Genomic DNA, 20,167 nt, shown 5'->3' on the forward strand with positions numbered 1-20,167 from the left:
TTCTTTCCTATTTTGACTTAATATAGTTCTGACCATCTGCTGCAGGAGCAACAGATTTTCCAAAGAACAAAACTAAAACTAAAATGGTAATTACGTAAGGAGCAATCTGCATGTAAACAGCAGGAATGTGACTAAAGAATGGTAGCTGATTGCCAATAATACTGATACTTTGAGCAAAGCCAAAGAAGAGCGAAGCCATCATTGCCCCTAGTGGGTTCCATTTACCAAAGATCATGGCTGCCAGCGCCATAAAACCTTGTCCAACAATAGTAGAAACTGAAAAATTGCCTGAAATTGCTTCCGCAAAAACTGCTCCGCCAATTCCGCCTAAAAAGCCGGATATTAGCACGCCAGCGTAACGCATACCATAAACATTGATCCCTAAAGTATCAGCAGCTTGAGGATTTTCACCACAGGAACGCAGACGCAAGCCAAAACGAGTTTTATACAAAATCCACCATAATAAGATTGATACAATTATTGCCAGCCAGGCAGGTGCAGAAGTATTTTGAAAGAAAACAGGCCCAATAACAGGAATATTAGCAAGGCCTGGAAAACTAAAATAACCAAAGCTCTGCGTAATGTTTTCAGTTTGACCTTTATCATATATAGCTTTGACTAAAAACACTCCTAATGGTGGAGCCATAAGATTGAGGACAGTTCCACTGATGATGTGATCGGCGTGAAAATTAATGGTTGCTACAGCATGGAGCAGTGAAAATAGCAAACCTACAACTCCCCCAACAAGAAGGCCAATCCAAGGAGTTGCTTTACCAAAAGTAGAAGCAAAAGTCAGGTTAAACACAATGGCAGAAAAAGCGCCCATTGTCATTATTCCTTCAAGGCCAATGTTGGTAATGCCTGAATTTTCACTATAAACACCGCCTAAAGCGGTAAAAATTAATGGTGCTGAATAGACAAAAGTCGATGACACAATTAACGCTAAAATCGTAACTAAATTCATGAATTTTGTCCTCCCTGGGTCTTTGTGGAACTCACTGTAACATTATTTGGTTCAGTTTCTTCAGTCGCTGTATCTTTTTGGATTTCTTTAGCCCTTTTAGTTTTAAACAATAATCCAATTACATATTGAATAGCAACAAAGAAAATGATAGCAGCAATTACTATTGAAACAATTTCATAAGGAATACCGGCAATGGTTTGCATCCCTAGACCGCCAATTTTTAAAATTGAAAATAATAGTGAAGCCAGTAAAATGCCAACAGCTGTCCCACCACCAAGAAGAGCAACGGACAGACCATCCCACCCGATATCTAAGCTGGTCGTTTGGGTGAAATAGTTTTGATATGTGCCAAGACCTTGAACAACACCGCCTAAGCCAGCAAATCCACCAGATAATAACATAGAAAGCATGATATTCTTTTTGGCTGACATTCCTGCATAACGACTCGCCTCAGCATTGGTACCAACTGAACGAATTTCAAAACCTGTAGTAGTTTTTCTCATTAAATACCAATATAAAAAAACTGCAACCAAAGCAATAAAAATACCTGCATTAATGCGTGAATCACCAAACATTGTGCTAAGCCATCCAATCTTCAAACTGCCGTTAGCAGTAATTGTTTTAGTAGTATCCGTATCAATGCGCAATTTTGCTGACATTACTTGCTGCATTAAATACTGACAGGAATAAAGCACAATATAGTTAATCATAATGGTTGTAATTACTTCGTTAGTACCAAATTGAGCACGCAGCCAGCCGGCAACACCGGCAACAAGTGCACCAGCAATAATACCGGTAATTACAGCCAGTGGCAGTAAAAATACTTTAGGCATGTTCGGATTAGCCAAAACTACCCAAATAGATGACAGCCAACCCGCTTGTGCCTGACCGGGCAAACCAATATTGAAAAAGCCAGCAGTAGAAGCAATGGCAAATCCAATAGCGGTAAAAATCAACGGCGTGGCTTCACGAATCGTTTCACCTATGCCGTTCATGTTTCCTAACGCACTGGAAAACATTGAAGCATACGCTTGAAACGGATTGTAGCTCCAAACCAGCATGATGATTGCCCCTACTAAAAAGCCTGCCAAAATAGAAATGATTGGTACTAAGATTTTCTTGGTTTTTAGTGTTACTTTAAGCAAATGCGCTGCCTTCTTTCTTAACGCCGGTCATTAACAAACCTAATTCTTCATCGCTAGTATTTTCTGGCTTGACTTCACCTGAAATTCTACCATCGTGAAGTACAATAATACGATCAGACAGTTGCATAATTTCATCAAGCTCATATGATATTAACAAAATTGCTTTGCCTTGAGCTCTTTCGTTTAAAAGCTGATTATGAATATATTCAATCGCACCAACATCAAGGCCACGGGTCGGCTGAAACGCAATAACTAAATTACTGTTGCGACTTAATTCACGGGCAATTATCACTTTTTGTTGATTACCTCCAGATAAATCACTTACAGGCATTCTTTCACTTGTAGTTCTGATATCAAATTGTTTAATTAATTTCTTGGCATGTTCATGAATTACATCATAATGCATCACGTTATGGCGAGAAAATGGTTCCTTATAATAAGTTTGTAAAGCCAAATTATCAGAAATCGAAAAAGGCAGAATCAAACCATATTTTTGCCGGTCTGCTGGAATATATGACACGCCCTTTTCGGTTATTTGCCGTACTTTATGATTAGTCATGTCTTCGCCGTCAATTATGATTTTGCCAGAGTCAACGTGTTGTAAACCGGTTAAGGCCCTGACAAGCTCATCCTGACCGTTGCCGTCAATACCAGCGACTCCCAAAATTTCGCCAGCATGCAAATTAAAAGATAGCCCTTTAACTACAGCAACATTTTGCTTGTTTTTTACATGCAGGTCTTCAACTTGCAACATTGTGCGTCCAACTTTTTCTGTGGGCTTATTAACCTGCATGTTAACGTGACGACCCACCATCAATTCTGCCAGACGATTGTTATCAACATTAGCAACGGCAAATGTGCCCACGCTTTGACCAGCACGAATCACAGTTACACGATCAGCTGCTCGTTCAATTTCTTCCAGCTTATGCGTGATTAAAATAATTGACTTACCCTCTTTTGCGAGTTCATGCAGAATTTGAATGAATTCAGTAATTTCCTGCGGAGTTAAAACGGCAGTAGGCTCATCAAAAATCATGATGTCAGCACCGCGGTATAGAACTTTCAATATTTCTACTCTCTGCTGTTGGGCCACTGTAATCTCACTAATCTTTTTCTGAGGATCAACGTTTAAGTTATAGCGCTCAGACAAGGCCATTATTTGCTTTTCCGCTTTTTTAAAATCCAGTTTAGGACCCTTGGTAGTTTCATGACCCAAAATGATATTTTCTAAAACAGTAAAGGAATCCATCAACATAAAATGCTGGTGTACCATGCCTATACCCAAATCTTTTGCGACAGTTGGATTTTTAATATTAACCTTTTTCCCCCGAACCAAAATTGAACCTGCGGTAGGGGTAATCAAGCCAGATAAAATACTCATTAAAGTTGATTTACCTGCACCATTTTCTCCCAAAAGAGCTAAAATTTCACCTTTCCTTAAAGTCAAATTAATATCATTATTGGCTTTAAAACCGTTAAAATCCTTCACAATATGGCGCATCTCTATTACGTTCGTCATATCTTTCATTTTATGTAAATTTCCTTTTTCTAAAAAAACTCTTTGCATAAATTTACACAAAGAGTTTTAAACGTTAATTTACTTTAATTCTGCGCTACTGTTATTTTTCCGGAAACTACTTGCTGCTTAGCCTTTTGTACTGCAATCCATGCCTTTGGTGCCAGATTGCCTTTAGTAATTGAAACACCATTGCCTTTTAATGAATAAACCAGGTGCTTTCCTCCAGGGAACTTACCTTTGGCTGCATCATCAGCTAAAGATTTGGTTGCAACATTTAGTCCCTTCAATACAGAAGTTAAAGTAAAGTTAGCCTTTTTACCATCCTTTGTTTTGTAGTTTCCCAGGTTTTCCTGATCAACATCAACACCAATTACCCAAACCTTTTTATTTTCCGGCTTAGTTTGATTAAGTGCTTTAGCTTCTTGGAAAACTCCACTACCGGCAGAACCGGCAGCTTGGAAGACTACATCACAGTTGTCAGCGTACATAGATTGTGCAATTGACTTAGCTTTATCATTTGAAGTAAAGTTTCCGATATATTGCGTGCTGACACTGATCTTTTTATGTTGAGCTTTGGCAGCGTCTTTTACACCCTGTTTGAAACCTGCTTCAAAAGTATCAATGATTGCAGATTTTGCTCCGCCGATAAAACCAACTTTATTAGTTTTAGTTGAATAAGCTGCAGCTACACCACCCAAATATGATGATTCGTTACTCTTAAAAGTAACAGAAGCTACATTTTTCTGACCAGTTATCACATCGTCAACAATTACAAAATTTTTCTTAGGATTCTTCTTGGCAGCAGCCTTAACTGAATCTTTTAGCATATAACCAATACCGAATATTGTTTGGTAGCCAGACTTGGCAGCCTGATTAAAATTAGGCGTATAGTCAGTAGCACTGCTAGATTGAAAATACTGGTAGCCTTTGCCTTGTTTAAAGTTATGTTCTTTACCATAATCTTTAAAACCGGCCCAAGCAGCCTGATTGAAGGACTGATCGTTAATACCGTTGCTATCCGTAATTAACGCAATACTGTCCTTCTTGTTTTGACTGCTTGTTCCCTGCTTTTTTCCCGAGCAAGCATTCAAAAACAAAGTAAATGAAGCCATTAAGATTCCTAATGACAAAAATTTCGTAAATTTCTTACCCATTTATATTACCCTCCACAAAATACGAACTTTTCATAACTAATATTATAATAAAATACGTATTAATTCAAGATAATTATTTTTTTGGTAAGATTTAGATAAAGAAATCGGATTATCAACGAACTATTTACTTGGGTGAATTGGCACTTTAATATTGCCCTTAATTATTTCATTACGTGCCTGACGTGAATATTGCCAAGCTTTAGCACTTATTTGTCCGCGTTTGATTGAGACACCATTGGTTTTTAGGCCATAAACCAATTGCTGGCCACCTGGGAATTTACCTTCATAAGCACGGTTAGAAATATCTCGGGTAGCAACATTGACACCAGTAATCACAGAAGTCAAAACGAAGTTATCTTTTTTACCATCTTTAGTTTTATAGTTGCCTAAATGTGATTGATCAGAGTCAACACCAATAGCCCAGACTTTTTTAGCACCTGTTCTAGTTTGATTAATAGATTTAGCTTCTTGGAACAGACCATTGCCTGCTAAACCAGAAGCATGAAAGATAATATCAGCTTTTTTAGCGTACATTGACTGAGCAATGGCTTTTTCTTTGTCTGCACTCTTAAAATCACCCACATACTGATTTAGCAGTGTAATTTTTTTATGCAGCTTTTTGGCTTGATCATTAACACCTTTAGTAAAACCAGCATCAAACAAGTCAATAATATTGCCATGAGCACCACCAATGAAACCAATGACGTTGGTCTTTGTTTCAGTTGCTGCTACAACACCCGCTAAGTAAGAAGCTTGCTCACTCTTAAAATTGGCGGAGGCCACATTCTTCTGCCCCTTAATTACTTCGTCAACAATAACGTAGTTCTTTTTAGGATTCTTTTTAGCAGCTGCTTTGACAGCGTCTTTTAAGCTATAGCCAATACCAAAAATTGTCTGATAGCCAGCTTTGCTTGCTTGATCAAAATTGGGTTCAAAATCTGCAGCACTGCCAGATTGAAAATACTGGTAGCCATTACGTCCACGACTAAGACTGTGATCTTTGCCGTATTCTTTAAATCCTTGCCATGCAGACTGATTGAAAGAATTATCATTGACCCCAGCAGTATCAGTAATTAGCGCAATGGAGTGCTTGGCACTGCTGCTCGAATTACTACTACCTCCCTGCTTTTTACCTGAGCATGCTGTAAGCGCTAATCCTGCAGCGACTACCACCGCACTAATGGAAAAGAATTTTCTAAATTTTGACTTCATCTTGTGACCTCCTATTTTTTACATTAATTAACATACCACATCTGGTACCATTGTCAAAAAATCACTACAAGATAAAGTGTTGATCTGATAGCATTTCTATTTTTTCATGAAAACGAAACTAAGCTTTATTCATAATGTTTTGTATACAACAATGAAAAAAGTTAAAATTTTCGTATAGAACTGGTTAAGCTTCTAAATCTTGAGTAAGCTTTAGTGCTAAAAATTGAAATCACCTATTGTTCAGGAATTAACGTATAATACAGTAAAAAATTTATTTATTACAGAAGAAATAAAATGAAGCTATATAAAGAATTTTTCGAATCAGAATTAGGAACATTAACGCTTTTAAGTAACGAAAATAATTTATTAGGATTATGGTTTAACGGTCAAAAATATTTTGGTGCCGGCTATGATTTGAATGTTGCCGAAGTTTTTGCAACTAGACCTATTAAACAAACTCTAAAATGGCTAACGAACTATTTTGCTGGCCAAACTCCGGATCCATTTGCTGTACCAATTAAACCCAATGGGTCTACTTTTAGTCAAAAAGTGCTTAAAGAACTACAAAAAGTACCTTATGGTGAACTAGTCACTTATAAAGAATTATCTAATCGCGTACAAAAAGCACAAAATAAGATAAATTTGGCGCGCGCTGTTGGCTATGCAGTCAAACATAATCCAATTAGTTTAATTATTCCCTGTCACCGTGTAATTGGCAGTGATGGATCTTTAACTGGTTATGCCGGTGGTCTTGAACGCAAGAGGGCACTGTTAAAAATGGAAAATTCCCAAATCAAATTTTCCAGTCAGTTAGACTTGCTGTGATTTTTAATGTTCGTGTTTTTAAAAAGAGCAAAATAAAAGCCACATAAGGCTATATGCAGCTTAAACATTCCATTCAGTCATAAATTCTTTCACATAATCACGCATAAATTCCGTTCTTTTTTGCGCTTCTTTTTTACCTCCAGCAGTATTCATTAAATCAGCCAAATGAAACAATTTTTCATAAAAATGGTTAATTGTTGTTTCTGTATGTTCACGATATTGATCATGACTTACAAGCTTCTGTGGTTTGATTCTGGGGTCATATATCACATTGCCATGAGCACCGCCATATGTAAACGCACGAGCGATGCCAATTGCACCCAAACTTTCAATGCGATCAGCATCTTGTACATATTCTCCTGATACTGGCAATTGATAATGATGCTCTATATTAGCGGAAAAAGACATATGTTGCATAGTGAATAAAATATCTTTGACTTCTAGGGAAGTAAAACCCACTTTAGGAAGCAGTTCTTTAATGTTGGCAAGAACTTGATCAGGGTCAGCACAGATTTTTTCATCAATAGTATCGTGTAAATATCCCGCAGTTTGAATAATAGCAACCATGCGGCTATCTTCATGTGCATCAGGATTATCCTGTAAATACATTTTGCTGGCCAGATGAGCTACTCGTTGTCCATGATAAAAATCATGCCCTGTTTTTTCATTTTTCAACTGCTCTTTAACAAAATCAGTTACTTTAGTTAAATCCAAGTTAATTTCCTTTCTAATTTGTAAAATACTTTTTCATAAAATAAGCAGTTCCAATAATGGCTTGGCTTTTACTTAGGCAATTTAAAGTCCCTTAGGCACCAAAATGCTCAGTTATTTTAATTTTTATGAGTACGACAACAGCTATTACTAGCTTTATTACCCTTTATATTATAAAAAAAGAGACTATTAACTTTAGTAATTTATACTACTAGTTTAATAGTCTATCTCTTTTTTTTAATTTGACCAAATTTATTTCATAACGAGCTAACAATACTGTTAAATTAATTCTCTTTTAACTCGTATTAAATATTTAGTTTTTTATGAGCAGGCTTGAATTTATGGCTCTTAGTAATTGTTCCGATGTGATCATAAGTCACTGTTGCTTGTTTAAATTGACTTAAATCTTTGGTTTTAATATAACTAACAATCAATTCACCATTTGCGACATAGTTATAAAGGGGGTAATAGTTTTCATAAGTATTTGTGTCATCAACTCTGAATTTAATCGGTGTACGCCCAATCCAAAAGCCTTTGTGTTTACCTTTAGTTTGACCATCTTGCTTCAAGGAAACAGTAAATGTGGCATCTTCCTTATTACTATAAATAATATTTTCTTTAGTTAATGTTTTACCATATTGATGATCAGTTTCACTATAACCATTATAAGCATTGGCTAAAGACCCATTGTAATCGTGAACTACGGCATGTCCTTTTTTAAGTTGGTATCCGTAAGGCACCTGACAATATGCTGCTGGAATTATATATTTCGTTTTGCCATCTTTTTCTTTAATATTGCTAATGAAATAACGAGTACCATTAATTGTTCCAGCACCTATAAAAATATCCCAATCATCAACTCCAGGATCGGATCTAGTTTCCAATAGTTTATTTGACGTTAAATGCCGATATGCTTGGACATTATCACCCGGGACAAAGCTGGCGTACCATTTCCTCTTTTTAATGTAATGAGCACCAGGCTTTTTAGAAAGCTTCTGCAACTTGTTATAATCCTTTGTCGTGGCAACTGGCAGAGATTTTGCCAAAATAGGCTGAGCGCTTACACCTAATGAAGCAGAACCGATAGTTAACATCGCTCCTGCAATTAACATTTTCTTAAATAATTTAATTTTCTTCATAGCAAATAAACTTCCTTACTTTAATATACATGTCAATAATTTTTCCTATTATAAATTTCACGTCTTATACTATTAGTTATATAATTAGCGCGTAATTTAGGCAACATAAAATTATAAGATTATTGATTTATTTCAACTTATTTAAGACAAAGTTTTATACATAAAGTGGTTTATAAATGTTATCATAACAGCTTTAAAAGCTGCTTTATGTTTTTGCATCACATACGAATAGAAACATAGCCATAATTATTTGCCAAAAAAATAAGCCACTTCCCAGATTTGAACTGAGGACCTCCTCCTTACCACGGCGGTGCTCTACCTTCTGAGCTAAAGTGGCAAATCAACAATAATAAAAAAGCATCCATCTCTTATAGAGCGAATACTTCAAATAATACTATATCTATTCGTTGTCTGCAATAAATCTCACAGCGGTACCGTAAGCAACCACTGACTGCATGTCGCCACTGATTGAACTAGAGTCAAAACGCATCATTACAATTGCGTCTGCTCCCTTATCCTCTGCAGCTTGACGCAGTCTTTCTAAAGCTTGACTGCGTGAATCTTCAAGCATTTTGGTATAACTATGAATTTCACCACCAACTACAGATTTTAATCCTGCACCAAAATTTTTAACAAAATTTTTGGACTGAGTCGTTAAACCAAACACTTCACCAATAATTTCATATTTTCTACCAGGTATATTTTCGGTAGTAGTTACTAACATTTCTCTGTCAGCCATTTTTTTTACTCTCCTATCTGAATATTCAGATAAATATTTTACTAACATAATAGTATGAAATCACCGCATTTTTTGTCAAATCAGAGTTACTATTTTAGCAGCAATTTCAGGAGGCATTAAATTAATCTTTGGCAGCTCTTTAACGGCCACCCATTCTGGTTGATAAACATTATTGCTGCTCGACCGCTCTCTTTCTTCACCACTGATTTTAGGAGCAACAATATATGGAATTTTAGCATAATAGAATTCCTCATACTCTTTTTCTTCATATTTAAAAAAATGCATCAGATCAGTTGGTTTTAAGTGAATACTTAACTCTTCATTTATTTCCCTGATTGCAGTATCTATTGGGGTTTCATTCTTCTCTGCACCACCACCAGGTATTACCCAGTAGTTACGACCATTTTTAAATCTGTGGATTAATAAAACAGCCTTATTTTCTTTATTATAAAGTATTACGCGTGCACGCATTTTTATCCTCCTCTTTAAATTCAGAACAGAAATTAAAGTGCTTTTTATTATACACTTTATAATTCACAACTAAAAACAGTCTATTGCCATCTTTGCAACAGACTGTTTTAGACTAATCTTTAATTGTAACTAAAGTATATTTTCTTTTACCTTTACGAATAATGACATATTTGCCGTCAAAAGCCTTAGAAGGTTCAACTTCAAAGTCGACTGACTGCTGGCGGTCACCATTCACATAAATTGCTCCGTTGGTAACATCTTCTCGAGCCTGGCGCTTAGAAGGTTCGATTTTGGTGTCAACCAAGAAGTCTACAATATTTTTGTTCTGAGATGTTGATTCGGCTGCAGGTGCACTCTTTAAGCCCTGCTTAATCTGCTTAACTGACAGATTTTTAATATCTCCGGAAAACAAAGCATCTGTAATCATTTCTGCTTCTTTTAAGCCTGCTTCTCCGTGAACGAATTTTGTTACTTCTCTAGCTAATGTTTTTTGCGCTGTCCGCTTCCACGGTTCAGCTTTTACTTGCTCCGCCAGATCATCAATTTCTTCATGACTAAGGAAAGTAAAGTACTTCAAGTACTTAACAACGTCACGATCATCCTGATTGATCCAGAATTGGTAAAATTCATAAGGACTGGTCTTTTCTGGGTCAAGCCAAACCGCTCCACCAGCAGATTTACCAAACTTGGTACCGTCAGCTTTCAACATTAATGGGATCGTTAAGCCAAATGCCTGTCTGTCTGAACCCATCAACTTGTGAATTAGGTCAATTCCTGCTGTAATATTGCCCCATTGGTCACTACCACCAATTTGCATTTGAACACCATAATTTTTATTTAACTGGTAGAAATCAATGGCCTGTAAAATCTGGTAAGAAAACTCGGTAAATGAAATACCATTTTCCAAGCGGCTGGCAACTACGTCTTTATTGATCATATTATTAACTTGGAAGTGCTTGCCGTATTCACGCAAGAATTCAATTAAACTTAATTTATCAAGCCACTCTGCGTTGTTAACAATTTGAAAGTTATCAGTGCCAAACAATTTTTCCATTTGCTTAGTCAGAGCAAGTTCATTTTCGTGTAATTTTTCTGCACTAAGGAGCACTCTCTCTGACTTACGTCCAGAGGGGTCACCAATTGTTCCTGTGCCGCCACCTATAACGATCACAGGGTGATATCCAGCCAGCTGAAACCTTTTTAAAATCATGAAGGGAATAAGATGACCGATATGCAGTGAATCACCAGTGGGATCAGTGCCGCAATAAAGGGCTAAGTCATCGTGGTCTTGTAAATATTTGGTCAGTCCTGCTTCATCAGTCTGCTGGTTAATCGCTCCACGCCATTTTAAGTCTGCTAAAATATCAAAGTTTGCCATCTTTTTTCCTCCAATAAAAAATCCCTAGATTCTTAAACGAATCTAGGGACGACTAAATACTTTTTCAGCCGTGGTACCACCCACGTTCGCACTTCAATGACAAGTGCCTTAATTATGGTCTTTATGGGAACCACCCAACTTGTATTTCGCTACGCTTGACCTGTCTAGCTCACACTAACCGCTAGTTCTCTGAACGCTGAATCAAGCTGCTACTTAAATTTGTTATAAATGATAATACTCATTTTTTCTTAATAAGTCAATATAATTTTATTACTTATAAAAGCCTTTAATCTTAAGACCATAGGCCTTCCCAGCTGTCATGTCATATTGAATAGCCTCATAATCGGCTAAAACTTCCTGCTGCTTCTTGGTCAAGTATTTCGGTTCTATTACTTGTCCTTGCCTTCCAATTAACTCGAAGCCTTTATCACCTTTAAAGTTAATAGTAATAGCTGGTAATTTCTTATGAACTTCTGTTAACAGAGCCTGGTAAGGAGTAACTTTCGAATCTGTCTGTTCAAGCATCATTGCAATAAAGTCACTTGAGCTGACGAAATTATTAGCCTTACGTGGCAGTCTCTTTTTAGCACCATGCTGACGGGCATATTTATTTGAATAGATAAAGTAGCGCGTTGAGTGCATTTGTACCGGGTATTTAGCAGTATAACTCTGAGAAAGGATGCTTGGATAGTGATCACCGTAAAAGACCAAAGTAATTGGCTTTTTAATTTTATCAATCTGCTCGATAAACTGTTTAACTGCCTTGTCAGTATATTGCGTACCCTTTACGTAGGTAGCCATTTGATCACGTACTGCTGGAGATTTGAATAATTCTCCAGAAATCTTGCCCATATATTCGTTATTTGGATACCAATTATTATATGGCATGTGATTTTGAATTGAAATCAAGTTGATAAACTGTCCGCCATCGCGGGAATTGATTTCTTTTAGACCATTAGCATAGGTAGTAAAGTCAGAGTTATAACCACTCTTACCCAATTTCTTCTGGTCAATAACCTTATATTTCGAACCAACATAGATAAACTTATCAAATTTAAACCTATGATAATCTTCCTGTCTTGAGTAATAAGTACCAATAAAAGGGTGGACAGCAGATTTATAATCGAAGTTCATCCCTATTGTTGGGTAAAAATCATAGTTTGGAACCACTTGAACATAAGGGGTCAAGGTGGATTTAAACATTCCCATGTTTAAACCAGTTAAAGTTTCCCATTCCATGTTGGCGGTTCCACCACCATAACCAGCACTGAGCATGTTGCCGTATGTTGAACGCGACTTCATTGATTGAATAAACTTAACTGGATTTGGAACATCACGGTCAAGCCTAAATGTAGGGAAAGTGCTTGGGTCAACAAAACTTTCACTCAAATTAAAGACAATAGTTTGATCTTTAAGAGTATTTTTGCGTTTCTTATTTATCCTAGCAGCAACTTTTTCATATTTATTATTTAACTGCTTGATACTTGTTTCTGAATATCCCTCAGGCTGATCCATAATTTGCAAATCAATATAATTCAAGAAATTAAGTACAGGACCATTTACCTGAATATCACGTTCGGGATTACGGAACCTTTGTTTATTATCAAAACCGCGATTGATATGATAGATAACTCCGCCGTCATGGTTAAAACGCAATGGTGTTACAAATAATAATAAGCTTAAAAGTGCCCAAATACCACGTCTCTTCCATGATCCACGCTTTTTAACAGGGAATTTTATCTCTAAGAAAATGTCAAGAGCAATAACTACAACGAGTGCAACTAAAATCACAATGACAGTAGTTTTACCGATCATTGGTATTAATGTTTTCCAATTAACAATTTCACTAAGTTCAGTTGGATAAATTGGCTCTCCACGTAAAATCAGCTTAATCTTATTAGCAACAGCCCAGCCGACCGCAATCAAACTGACTAAAATGTTTGAAGTCCAGTATCGTGTAGTTACAAAATAAAAGACGGAGAACAACGCATCAAGAAAGATAGTTGTCAAAATCATGGCAAAGAATTTAGTGCCTAGAAGATAAACTATCGCATTAATTGTAGAAGCTGTACTTATTTGAATTCGTAAATTATCAGATTCAATTAGGAAAGAACCAAAACTTAGAATGTAGAACCAGGCCCAAGTAAGCAAATTTACTCTATTAGTAACTATAAACTTGGTAAAGATTGCCCATACTTTTTCACATATCTTAGCTAAATTAGGTTCGTTATCTAAATAATTAATTATTTTTGCGAACGGATTGATTTGGAACAAATAGCGGTCAAGTAACTGATACCAAACAATCACAATTAATAGCATAATAACAAGCATAATCAACTTGTTAACTATTGAGGAGTCAGTGAACTGAAATGCTCTCATAAACCTCGGAGAAATGGGTGCATCCATGATCATGATTACCGGGATAAAATAGCGCATTTGCTTTTTATTAAAAGTCATAATAACTTTTTTGAATAATAAGAAAACCGCTACTACCAGTAAAAACATGAACGGAGATGAAGGATTGTTTAAGAACTCCCTGTTCCAGTCACCACCCCCGTTGCCAGAAATAATTTGTGACCAGTAAACAGCATCGAACCCAGAAACACCGATTATCACAATGAAGAAAGAAAGAAAACCGCTAATTAAAGATAAAGTTAACAATTTTTTGCCAATGTGGATATTAGCTAAAAACATGCCCCAGGCAAAAAATAAAACCAAGTAAAGACCATATAGCGAATATTGAAATGACAGGTTGCCGGCACTTAGGGCAAAGCCGAGTAGAGTTAATAAACTCAAAACCAGGAGGTTTTGCTTAATTGTCAATTTATGCAAAAAGTCATACAAATGTGGTTGAATCAACAAACAGAAAATCAAACCAGAAAACAAAACAGATGTACTGGTAATGATCGGAAACAACATGCCCCATACACGCCACATATTAAAGCGGGCAGGAACTATAAAGAAAAATAAAATGTAATAGACAATCAAAGTCACGCTGGCTAACAACCAGTATTTAAAACTTTCGCTAACACTTTGTTTTTTCTTACTATAAACAGCACCAAATATCATGGGAATAAGCATTAAAGTCGCATTATGCAACATATTTGGCATAAAACGGACAAATGAAAAATGTGCTCTGGCAGCAATTCCCTTCAAGTTGAACATTTGGATCAGCATGAACAGAGTTGCTACCAGAAGGCAGACTATCTGGATGGCTTTTAAAGATTTTTTGTTTTTATTCATATTTCTAGTTATTTTCCTCACTAAAAATGATGCTATTAATTATTACGCTTAATACCCAACTTTTTCTTAATTGAGTATAAAACATCAACCTTTTTTCCTTTCCCGGCAAAAAAGTCACGAAGATCATATCTAAATTTATAGACCATAATCAACGTCATAATCAATAATACGATTCCGGCTTCCTTAGTTGTTAAAAATTCATATAAACTGAACAATATTATAAAAATTATTGGTGGAACCGTCAAATTTTGTAAAATTATCAACAGGAAAAAAGCAATTAACAATGTAACTGCAGCTACCGGTGTATCATATAGTGCTGCTACTATAACAGCGACCGTTACACCTTTACCACCATGGAAATGTTCCCAAAAAGGAAAACAGTGGCCTAGCATTAATCCCAAGCCTGCATATAACAAAGCAATACTGTCTGAGAAAAAACAGTGTACTATTAAAAGACAAATGAGAGTTTTTAGTATATCGCCAATACAAGTTAATATACCCCATTTTTTCCCAAACACGGCTCCGACATTTGCAGTTCCCGGATTACCTGATCCCACCTTTGTAGGATCTTGATGCAAAGCAAAACGACAAATCAACACGGCAGTGAGTAGACAACCAAACCCATATCCAATAATGATTGACCACAAACGCATTATCAATAGTCACCTTCTTCCTGGTAACTTTGATCTTGATAATCCTCATATATGTGATATTCTTGACTATCAGGGTTTTTAAAACTGAAACCATCAATTTTATTGCGCTTATTCTGATAAGTTTCATTATTATTTACAGGCGCTTCGGGTAAACCAAGTTCTGCTCGCAGGTAATCTGATACTCGCTGTAATTCTTTAGTAGATTGCACCTGATAAGAAGAACCATCTATTGTAGCATTGTGTCCATGAAGATAATCATTTTTTACGTTTTTAGTAGAATCACGATAATTGAAGGCAATCTGACGCAATGCATCAAAGGGTAAATTGGTTTTAAGATTTCCAGAAACTGACGATAATACTGAATCCAAGCGAGTTAAAGTATTAATTGAAACTGCCTTTTTTATAATAGTAGTAATCACTTGGCGCTGACGCTTTTGACGACCATAATCACCTTCTGGATCATCATAACGCATTCGTGAATATGCCAAAGCACCACCGCCACCCATGTGGGTCAGCTGATTTTTCTTAAAAATATAACCACCATACTCAAAGCTCAGAGTAGGTCTGATATTAATACCGCCAACATAGCGGATGAGACGCATAATGCCCTTCATATTTACCAAAACATAATATTTAATTGGTACATTTATTAATTTGGACACGCTCGCCATCGACATGGCAGCCCCACCAACAGGATAAGCGGCATTTATTTTTTCAACCTGAAACTGGTCAGCACCAATCATTTGAGCCATAGTGTCTCGTGGAACTGACATTAAAGTGTAGCGTTTCTTTTGAGGATTAACAACGGCAATAATAATGGTGTCAGTGTTGCCTTTCTTCTCTTTACGGTCAAGCGCTCCAGTATCGCTGCCCATTAACAACACCGCAAATTTTTTCTTACCGTTGAACTCACCATTTTTAATCTGTACGCCGTTTTTAGCGTCATACGCATCGTCAACTGTATCTTTTGTACGAAAATAAATATATGCTGAATACACGCAGACCGCCAAGACTAAAAGTGCTATAAGACATGATAACCACGCCAAAATACGTCTTTTTTTATGGTAATCTTTTGCATGTAATTCAACTCGACTTTTATTCGGATGATTATCGTTGTGATCCATAACTTTTTATTTACCCAAATTTTAATTACAATGAGTACATTATAGCAAAAAAAACAAGCCATTGCCGGTTTGTCTATTTTATCTTATTAAAATCGTTAATTATTTAACTCAAGGCTAGGCTTAATCTCAGATCCTCATCACTGTCACTAGCCAGTGTAGCTGCATCATAAGCAACACTAATCTGATTGTTCTCAGCTGTTAATGTAAAATTAGGAGATGCTATGGTCAAATTAGTTTTATCTTTATTTAATACGATTTCGTTAGCATTAGTATTTACTTTCCATCCTGAAAAAACTGGTATCACGAATTTCAGCGAAAACGGCATATCTTTATGAGAATTATTTTTCAGGTAAAATTTAATATCTATTCCACTTCCCTCTAGTGCGTACGTTAATATTGCTTCAAAGTGGAACGGAAACTTTTTATAACTAGAATTGTCGTCAATCAAAGCCAAACTAACACGCGAATCCCCCTTGTCTACAACTGTCCAAGGCAGAATATCTGCTAGATTTTCCTTCTGTTCGGCTCCTCTAAAAATAACTTCTAATGCTTTTTGCGTAGCAACATCTTTAAAATAATCAATTTGACTATTTTGGGCAACAAAGTTAACCACTTTAGCTCCCTTTTCAGAAACAGCAACACGCAAAACAGAACTTTCAATTGTTTGCATAATTTACTCCCAAACTTTTTCTCTTTCAAAAATAGCACTCAAATAGTGCTATTGTCAATTTGAGCTCAAAATACAAGATTTTTTGCAATGCCTTCTTTTTATTCAATCAAATTATTGAAGAAAAATTATACTTAAATTTTCAAAAAATGATATAATACTGCGCTTTTCAGATAACATTTTAATCTAAAGGTTATTTTAAAGCATTTTTACTAAAAGAAACTAAATTTATTAGCAAAATTTACTTAGATATATTATAATTAACTTGTTCCCGAAGATTATAAAAAAGTTTTTGGAACAAGTTAATAAAAAGGGCATCCCAATTGATTGGGATGCTTTTTTTTGTATATTATATTTCGTAATTAATGCGATCACGAGAAGCTTCGGTAAGGTCTGCAGAAACAGGTGCAACAAATGAGCCATCATCTGGTAATTCAATATCACTAAGCTTGCTAGCCTTGGGCAATACTGACTTATTATAAAGACGACTGGCAAGGGTGTCAGCGGCCATTTTCATTGACTCGCGCAAACCTTGACCTTCAGTTATTCCACCTTTAACATCAGGGAAACTAATTACATAAATATCATTTTCCAGTGGCTTAAAAACAGCTGGATACGTCACAACTTTATGGTTCATCCTAGACCTCCTCATTTTGCTCTTTACTTCTACCATAATATACCCAAATTGACCAAAAGAAGAAATAATTATTAAAAATTATTTTTTAAAATAAAAAAGAGTTGATTTTTATAATTGATGTGACCCCCAAATTTGTCCTAAATTTGGGGGTCATATCAAATTTTCAACACTTTTTTATATTTAATTATTTATTATTTTTAAATAGTCTCCACCCACTCAGAAGAACAGTAATCATACAAATTATCATTGAAATAATAAAAACCACATGCATGCCATAAATAAAAATTTCAGGTTGTTTGGGCAGATAAGCGGTAACTCTTGCCCCCTTTGCTTTGCTCATCGCAGCAAACAATACAGTAGTAGCACTTGATATACCAATGACCATTCCAAGATTTCGAGAAAGTGAATTAATACTGCCTGCAATGCCTAAATCTTTTTGCTCGACTGAACTCATAACTAAAGAATTATTTGGGGAACTGAATATGCCACTGCCTAACCCCATAATTGCGATACTAATTATGAATAACCACATAGATGAATCTAAACTGCATAATGTATAACCAATCTGACTGATCAGCAATAACACCAGACCAATAAAAGTAATCAATTTAGGACCGATTTTATCAGATATAGAACCAGCAACTGGGGCAGCAAAAAGTTGAACTACTGGTAGTATCATTAAAATTAAACCGGTTTTCCCTGGTGACAAGTGACGGGCATTTTCAAAATAAAAGGGAGTGACCACATTAAAGAAAAAGTTAGTTATAAAAATTAATAATGCACAAAGCAGACTAACTGAAAAATCTGGATTTTTAAATAATTTAAATTGCAATAATGGATTTACTACATGATTCTCAACGTAAACAAACCCGATAAAACTGACCAGACCCACTAGCAACATAAGTAAAACGGGTAAAGAACTAAAGCCAAGCTGCTGCCCTAAAAAGATACCGCCAAATAATGTAATCATACCTAAAGCAAAGCTGAAAGAGCCGGCTTTATCTAGAGCAGATTTAGTAAAAGTAATATCCTTGGGCAAAAATATAGCCCCAATCATTGCAGCTATTAGGCCGACAGGAACATTTAGCAAAAAAATATAAGACCATGAAAGGTGACTTAAAATTAAGCCACCAAGTCCAGGACCGGCAATGGAACCCAGAGCAACAAAAGAGCCGATTGTACCTAATGCCTTTCCTCTTTCAGTAGCTGGAAAAATTTCAGTAATGATTCCATTATTAGTAGCCATGGTCATGGCAGCACCAAAAGCCTGCAGTGCCCTGGCCAGCAATAAAAATATTAAATTAATTCTAATTCCTGATAAAAGCGAACCGGCAATAAAGAATATGGCTCCTAAGCGAAAAACCTTTATTTTGCCGTATGTGTCACTTAATTTGCCAAAAAATAAAATAAAGCTGCAGACTACAATCAAATATAGTGAAACTACCCATTCAGATTGACTCATCGGAATATGTAAGTCCTTACTGATCACTGGCAAAGCAATATTAACAATCGTACCGTCTAGGGTTGACATAAATGTAAACAGCCCCACAGCAACTAATATCCACCAGCGATTTTTTTGTACCTTTTGATTAGATTGATAGCTTAATGTTTGTGCCATTTTAATATACTCTCCATTTCGAAATTAGTTAGGTACCTTAATAGATTGAATTATACACCTTTTTTTCTATCTGCCAAGTATAAAAGCGACCACATATTTATGTAGTCGCTTTTTCTGATTAGCAGGTGAATATTATGTAAGTAATCTAAATTGATAAAAGTAATTTACGAACTTCTTGTGGACTATGAGCATTTAACAAATGCTTGACATTGTCCGGATTTCTAACTATATCAACTAATTGTTCCAGCATTATTTTTCCTCTTTCCAGATGTAATCGTTCTCAACAAATATTCAAGCACGACAACAGAGTAAGCAAAAGTCAAGGTTATCTATTATTTCTGGTGCAATCAGTTAACTAGAGATTTTGACAACAAAAAAGCACATCTTTTAGAATGTGCTTTTTACTTTTGATTTAGCTTTTCTTTTTCTAAATAAAATATTGTTACCTTTAAGCAAAAACGCAGTACAAAAATATTAATTACATTTTTAAATGAGGCAGCTATTTATATTAATGATAAGTCCAGCAAAAGCAATAATTTGTAATATCATTATCAAAAGGCTAATTATTTATTTTTTAACTTTACTTCTTCTTTTTGGTAAACAAAGCGATTTGTATTAAAATTAAACTATCATAGATGCGAAAGAAGCACGAAACATGAGGATTAATAATTTTTAATTTTTTTGAGAAATACCACTTAATAAATTTATTTACAGAAAGAGAATTAAATGATTGAAAATACTCCACGTAAAACAAAAGCATTTATTGCTGGAGCCAATTTAAATGATCCTAATTTTGACTACTACATGAGTGAACTGGCTAACCTTACAGAAGCTGCAAACATGGAGGTTGTAGGACAAGCTCGACAAAATGAGGAACATATAATAGCTGGCACTTATTTTGGCTTAGGAAAAATCAATGAAATTAAGGATATGGCACATGGTTTAAAAGCAAAAGTTCTAGTACTTAA

General features: G+C 35.6%; 17 protein-coding genes, 1 tRNA gene and 1 pseudogene. 2 read left to right on the top strand and 17 right to left on the bottom strand.

Going from position 1 to position 20,167, the window contains the following annotated elements; all coding sequences use genetic code 11:
- Positions 1 to 7: 7 nt before the first annotated feature.
- The 5 genes from JF76_RS08175 to JF76_RS08195 form a co-directional block, all read right to left on the bottom strand.
- Positions 8 to 964: an ABC transporter permease gene (locus tag JF76_RS08175; RefSeq protein ID WP_045928584.1), complete on the bottom strand. Its 957-nt coding sequence runs from the start codon at positions 962 to 964 to the stop codon at positions 8 to 10.
- On the bottom strand, positions 961 to 2,109 hold the full coding sequence (locus JF76_RS08180; protein WP_045928585.1) for an ABC transporter permease: 1,149 nt from the start codon (positions 2,107 to 2,109) through the stop codon (positions 961 to 963). The genes JF76_RS08175 and JF76_RS08180 overlap by 4 nt, the downstream gene beginning before the upstream one ends.
- Positions 2,102 to 3,637, bottom strand: a complete 1,536-nt coding sequence (locus tag JF76_RS08185) for an ABC transporter ATP-binding protein (RefSeq protein ID WP_045928586.1) — start codon at positions 3,635 to 3,637, stop codon at positions 2,102 to 2,104. Before JF76_RS08185 ends, JF76_RS08180 begins: the two co-directional genes overlap by 8 nt.
- 74 nt (positions 3,638 to 3,711) lie before the next feature.
- Positions 3,712 to 4,782 carry a BMP family lipoprotein gene (locus JF76_RS08190; protein ID WP_045928587.1) on the bottom strand — a complete coding sequence of 357 codons (1,071 nt, stop codon included), beginning with the start codon at positions 4,780 to 4,782 and terminating at the stop codon, positions 3,712 to 3,714.
- A gap of 120 nt (positions 4,783 to 4,902) precedes the next feature.
- The gene (locus JF76_RS08195; RefSeq protein WP_045928588.1) at positions 4,903 to 5,994 is read right to left on the bottom strand and encodes a BMP family lipoprotein; all 1,092 of its coding nucleotides are present in this window, start codon (positions 5,992 to 5,994) and stop codon (positions 4,903 to 4,905) included.
- 294 nt (positions 5,995 to 6,288) lie between these two features.
- On the opposite strand from JF76_RS08195, the gene JF76_RS08200 reads away from it, so the two are divergent.
- Positions 6,289 to 6,819, top strand: coding sequence for a methylated-DNA--[protein]-cysteine S-methyltransferase (locus tag JF76_RS08200; RefSeq protein ID WP_045928589.1), 531 nt, complete (start codon positions 6,289 to 6,291; stop codon positions 6,817 to 6,819).
- 60 nt (positions 6,820 to 6,879) lie between these two features.
- Here the strand turns inward: JF76_RS08200 and JF76_RS08205 are convergent, their stop codons facing one another.
- The 12 genes from JF76_RS08205 to JF76_RS08260 form a co-directional block, all read right to left on the bottom strand.
- Positions 6,880 to 7,533, bottom strand: a complete 654-nt coding sequence (locus JF76_RS08205) for an HD domain-containing protein (RefSeq protein ID WP_045928590.1) — start codon at positions 7,531 to 7,533, stop codon at positions 6,880 to 6,882.
- Between the two features lie 302 nt (positions 7,534 to 7,835).
- Positions 7,836 to 8,669, bottom strand: coding sequence for a hypothetical protein (locus JF76_RS08210; protein WP_045928591.1), 834 nt, complete (start codon positions 8,667 to 8,669; stop codon positions 7,836 to 7,838).
- A gap of 264 nt (positions 8,670 to 8,933) precedes the next feature.
- A tRNA-Thr gene (locus JF76_RS08215) sits at positions 8,934 to 9,006 on the bottom strand.
- Between the two features lie 63 nt (positions 9,007 to 9,069).
- Positions 9,070 to 9,393, bottom strand: a complete 324-nt coding sequence (locus JF76_RS08220; RefSeq protein WP_084600384.1) for a heavy metal-binding domain-containing protein — start codon at positions 9,391 to 9,393, stop codon at positions 9,070 to 9,072.
- A gap of 90 nt (positions 9,394 to 9,483) precedes the next feature.
- Positions 9,484 to 9,879, bottom strand: coding sequence for an NUDIX domain-containing protein (locus JF76_RS08225; RefSeq protein WP_045928593.1), 396 nt, complete (start codon positions 9,877 to 9,879; stop codon positions 9,484 to 9,486).
- A gap of 112 nt (positions 9,880 to 9,991) precedes the next feature.
- Entirely contained in the window at positions 9,992 to 11,257 is a 1,266-nt protein-coding gene (tyrS, locus tag JF76_RS08230; protein WP_045928594.1) for a tyrosine--tRNA ligase, read from the bottom strand.
- 270 nt (positions 11,258 to 11,527) lie between these two features.
- Complete coding sequence (locus JF76_RS08235) at positions 11,528 to 14,500, bottom strand: LTA synthase family protein (RefSeq protein WP_045928595.1); 2,973 nt, start codon at positions 14,498 to 14,500, stop codon at positions 11,528 to 11,530.
- A 35-nt stretch (positions 14,501 to 14,535) separates the two neighbouring features.
- On the bottom strand, positions 14,536 to 15,156 hold the full coding sequence (locus tag JF76_RS08240; RefSeq protein WP_156962796.1) for a glycerol-3-phosphate acyltransferase: 621 nt from the start codon (positions 15,154 to 15,156) through the stop codon (positions 14,536 to 14,538).
- Positions 15,156 to 16,277: an LCP family glycopolymer transferase gene (locus JF76_RS08245; protein ID WP_045928597.1), complete on the bottom strand. Its 1,122-nt coding sequence runs from the start codon at positions 16,275 to 16,277 to the stop codon at positions 15,156 to 15,158. The genes JF76_RS08240 and JF76_RS08245 overlap by 1 nt, the downstream gene beginning before the upstream one ends.
- Before the next feature lie 103 nt (positions 16,278 to 16,380).
- Positions 16,381 to 16,947: an aldose epimerase family protein gene (locus tag JF76_RS08250; protein WP_045928598.1), complete on the bottom strand. Its 567-nt coding sequence runs from the start codon at positions 16,945 to 16,947 to the stop codon at positions 16,381 to 16,383.
- Positions 16,948 to 17,293: 346 nt separating this feature from the next.
- Positions 17,294 to 17,581 carry a type II toxin-antitoxin system HicB family antitoxin gene (locus JF76_RS08255; RefSeq protein ID WP_045928599.1) on the bottom strand — a complete coding sequence of 96 codons (288 nt, stop codon included), beginning with the start codon at positions 17,579 to 17,581 and terminating at the stop codon, positions 17,294 to 17,296.
- A 184-nt stretch (positions 17,582 to 17,765) separates the two neighbouring features.
- Positions 17,766 to 19,199, bottom strand: a complete 1,434-nt coding sequence (locus JF76_RS08260) for an MFS transporter (protein WP_045928600.1) — start codon at positions 19,197 to 19,199, stop codon at positions 17,766 to 17,768.
- Between the two features lie 726 nt (positions 19,200 to 19,925).
- Between JF76_RS08260 and JF76_RS10250 the strand changes: the two are divergent.
- Positions 19,926 to 20,167, top strand: a pseudogene (locus tag JF76_RS10250) (HflX-like GTP-binding protein); the annotation flags it as partial.

This window comes from Lactobacillus kullabergensis, assembly GCF_000967195.1.
Lineage (GTDB): Bacteria > Bacillota > Bacilli > Lactobacillales > Lactobacillaceae > Lactobacillus > Lactobacillus kullabergensis.

Bases quoted from the DNA above. Each gene is read 5' to 3' on its own strand.
- JF76_RS08200 (WP_045928589.1), top strand. From the start codon at position 6,289: ATGAAGCTATATAAAGAATTTTTCGAATCAGAATTAGGAACATTAACG.
- JF76_RS08210 (WP_045928591.1), bottom strand. From the start codon at position 8,669: ATGAAGAAAATTAAATTATTTAAGAAAATGTTAATTGCAGGAGCGATG.
- tyrS (WP_045928594.1), bottom strand. From the start codon at position 11,257: ATGGCAAACTTTGATATTTTAGCAGACTTAAAATGGCGTGGAGCGATT.
- JF76_RS08260 (WP_045928600.1), bottom strand. From the start codon at position 19,199: ATGGCACAAACATTAAGCTATCAATCTAATCAAAAGGTACAAAAAAAT.
- JF76_RS08190 (WP_045928587.1), bottom strand. From the start codon at position 4,782: ATGGGTAAGAAATTTACGAAATTTTTGTCATTAGGAATCTTAATGGCT.
- JF76_RS08255 (WP_045928599.1), bottom strand. From the start codon at position 17,581: ATGAACCATAAAGTTGTGACGTATCCAGCTGTTTTTAAGCCACTGGAA.
- JF76_RS08245 (WP_045928597.1), bottom strand. From the start codon at position 16,277: ATGGATCACAACGATAATCATCCGAATAAAAGTCGAGTTGAATTACAT.
- JF76_RS08225 (WP_045928593.1), bottom strand. From the start codon at position 9,879: ATGCGTGCACGCGTAATACTTTATAATAAAGAAAATAAGGCTGTTTTA.
- JF76_RS08220 (WP_084600384.1), bottom strand. From the start codon at position 9,393: ATGTTAGTAACTACTACCGAAAATATACCTGGTAGAAAATATGAAATT.
- JF76_RS08195 (WP_045928588.1), bottom strand. From the start codon at position 5,994: ATGAAGTCAAAATTTAGAAAATTCTTTTCCATTAGTGCGGTGGTAGTC.
- JF76_RS08250 (WP_045928598.1), bottom strand. From the start codon at position 16,947: ATGCAAACAATTGAAAGTTCTGTTTTGCGTGTTGCTGTTTCTGAAAAG.
- JF76_RS08175 (WP_045928584.1), bottom strand. From the start codon at position 964: ATGAATTTAGTTACGATTTTAGCGTTAATTGTGTCATCGACTTTTGTC.
- JF76_RS08185 (WP_045928586.1), bottom strand. From the start codon at position 3,637: ATGAAAGATATGACGAACGTAATAGAGATGCGCCATATTGTGAAGGAT.
- JF76_RS08235 (WP_045928595.1), bottom strand. From the start codon at position 14,500: ATGAATAAAAACAAAAAATCTTTAAAAGCCATCCAGATAGTCTGCCTT.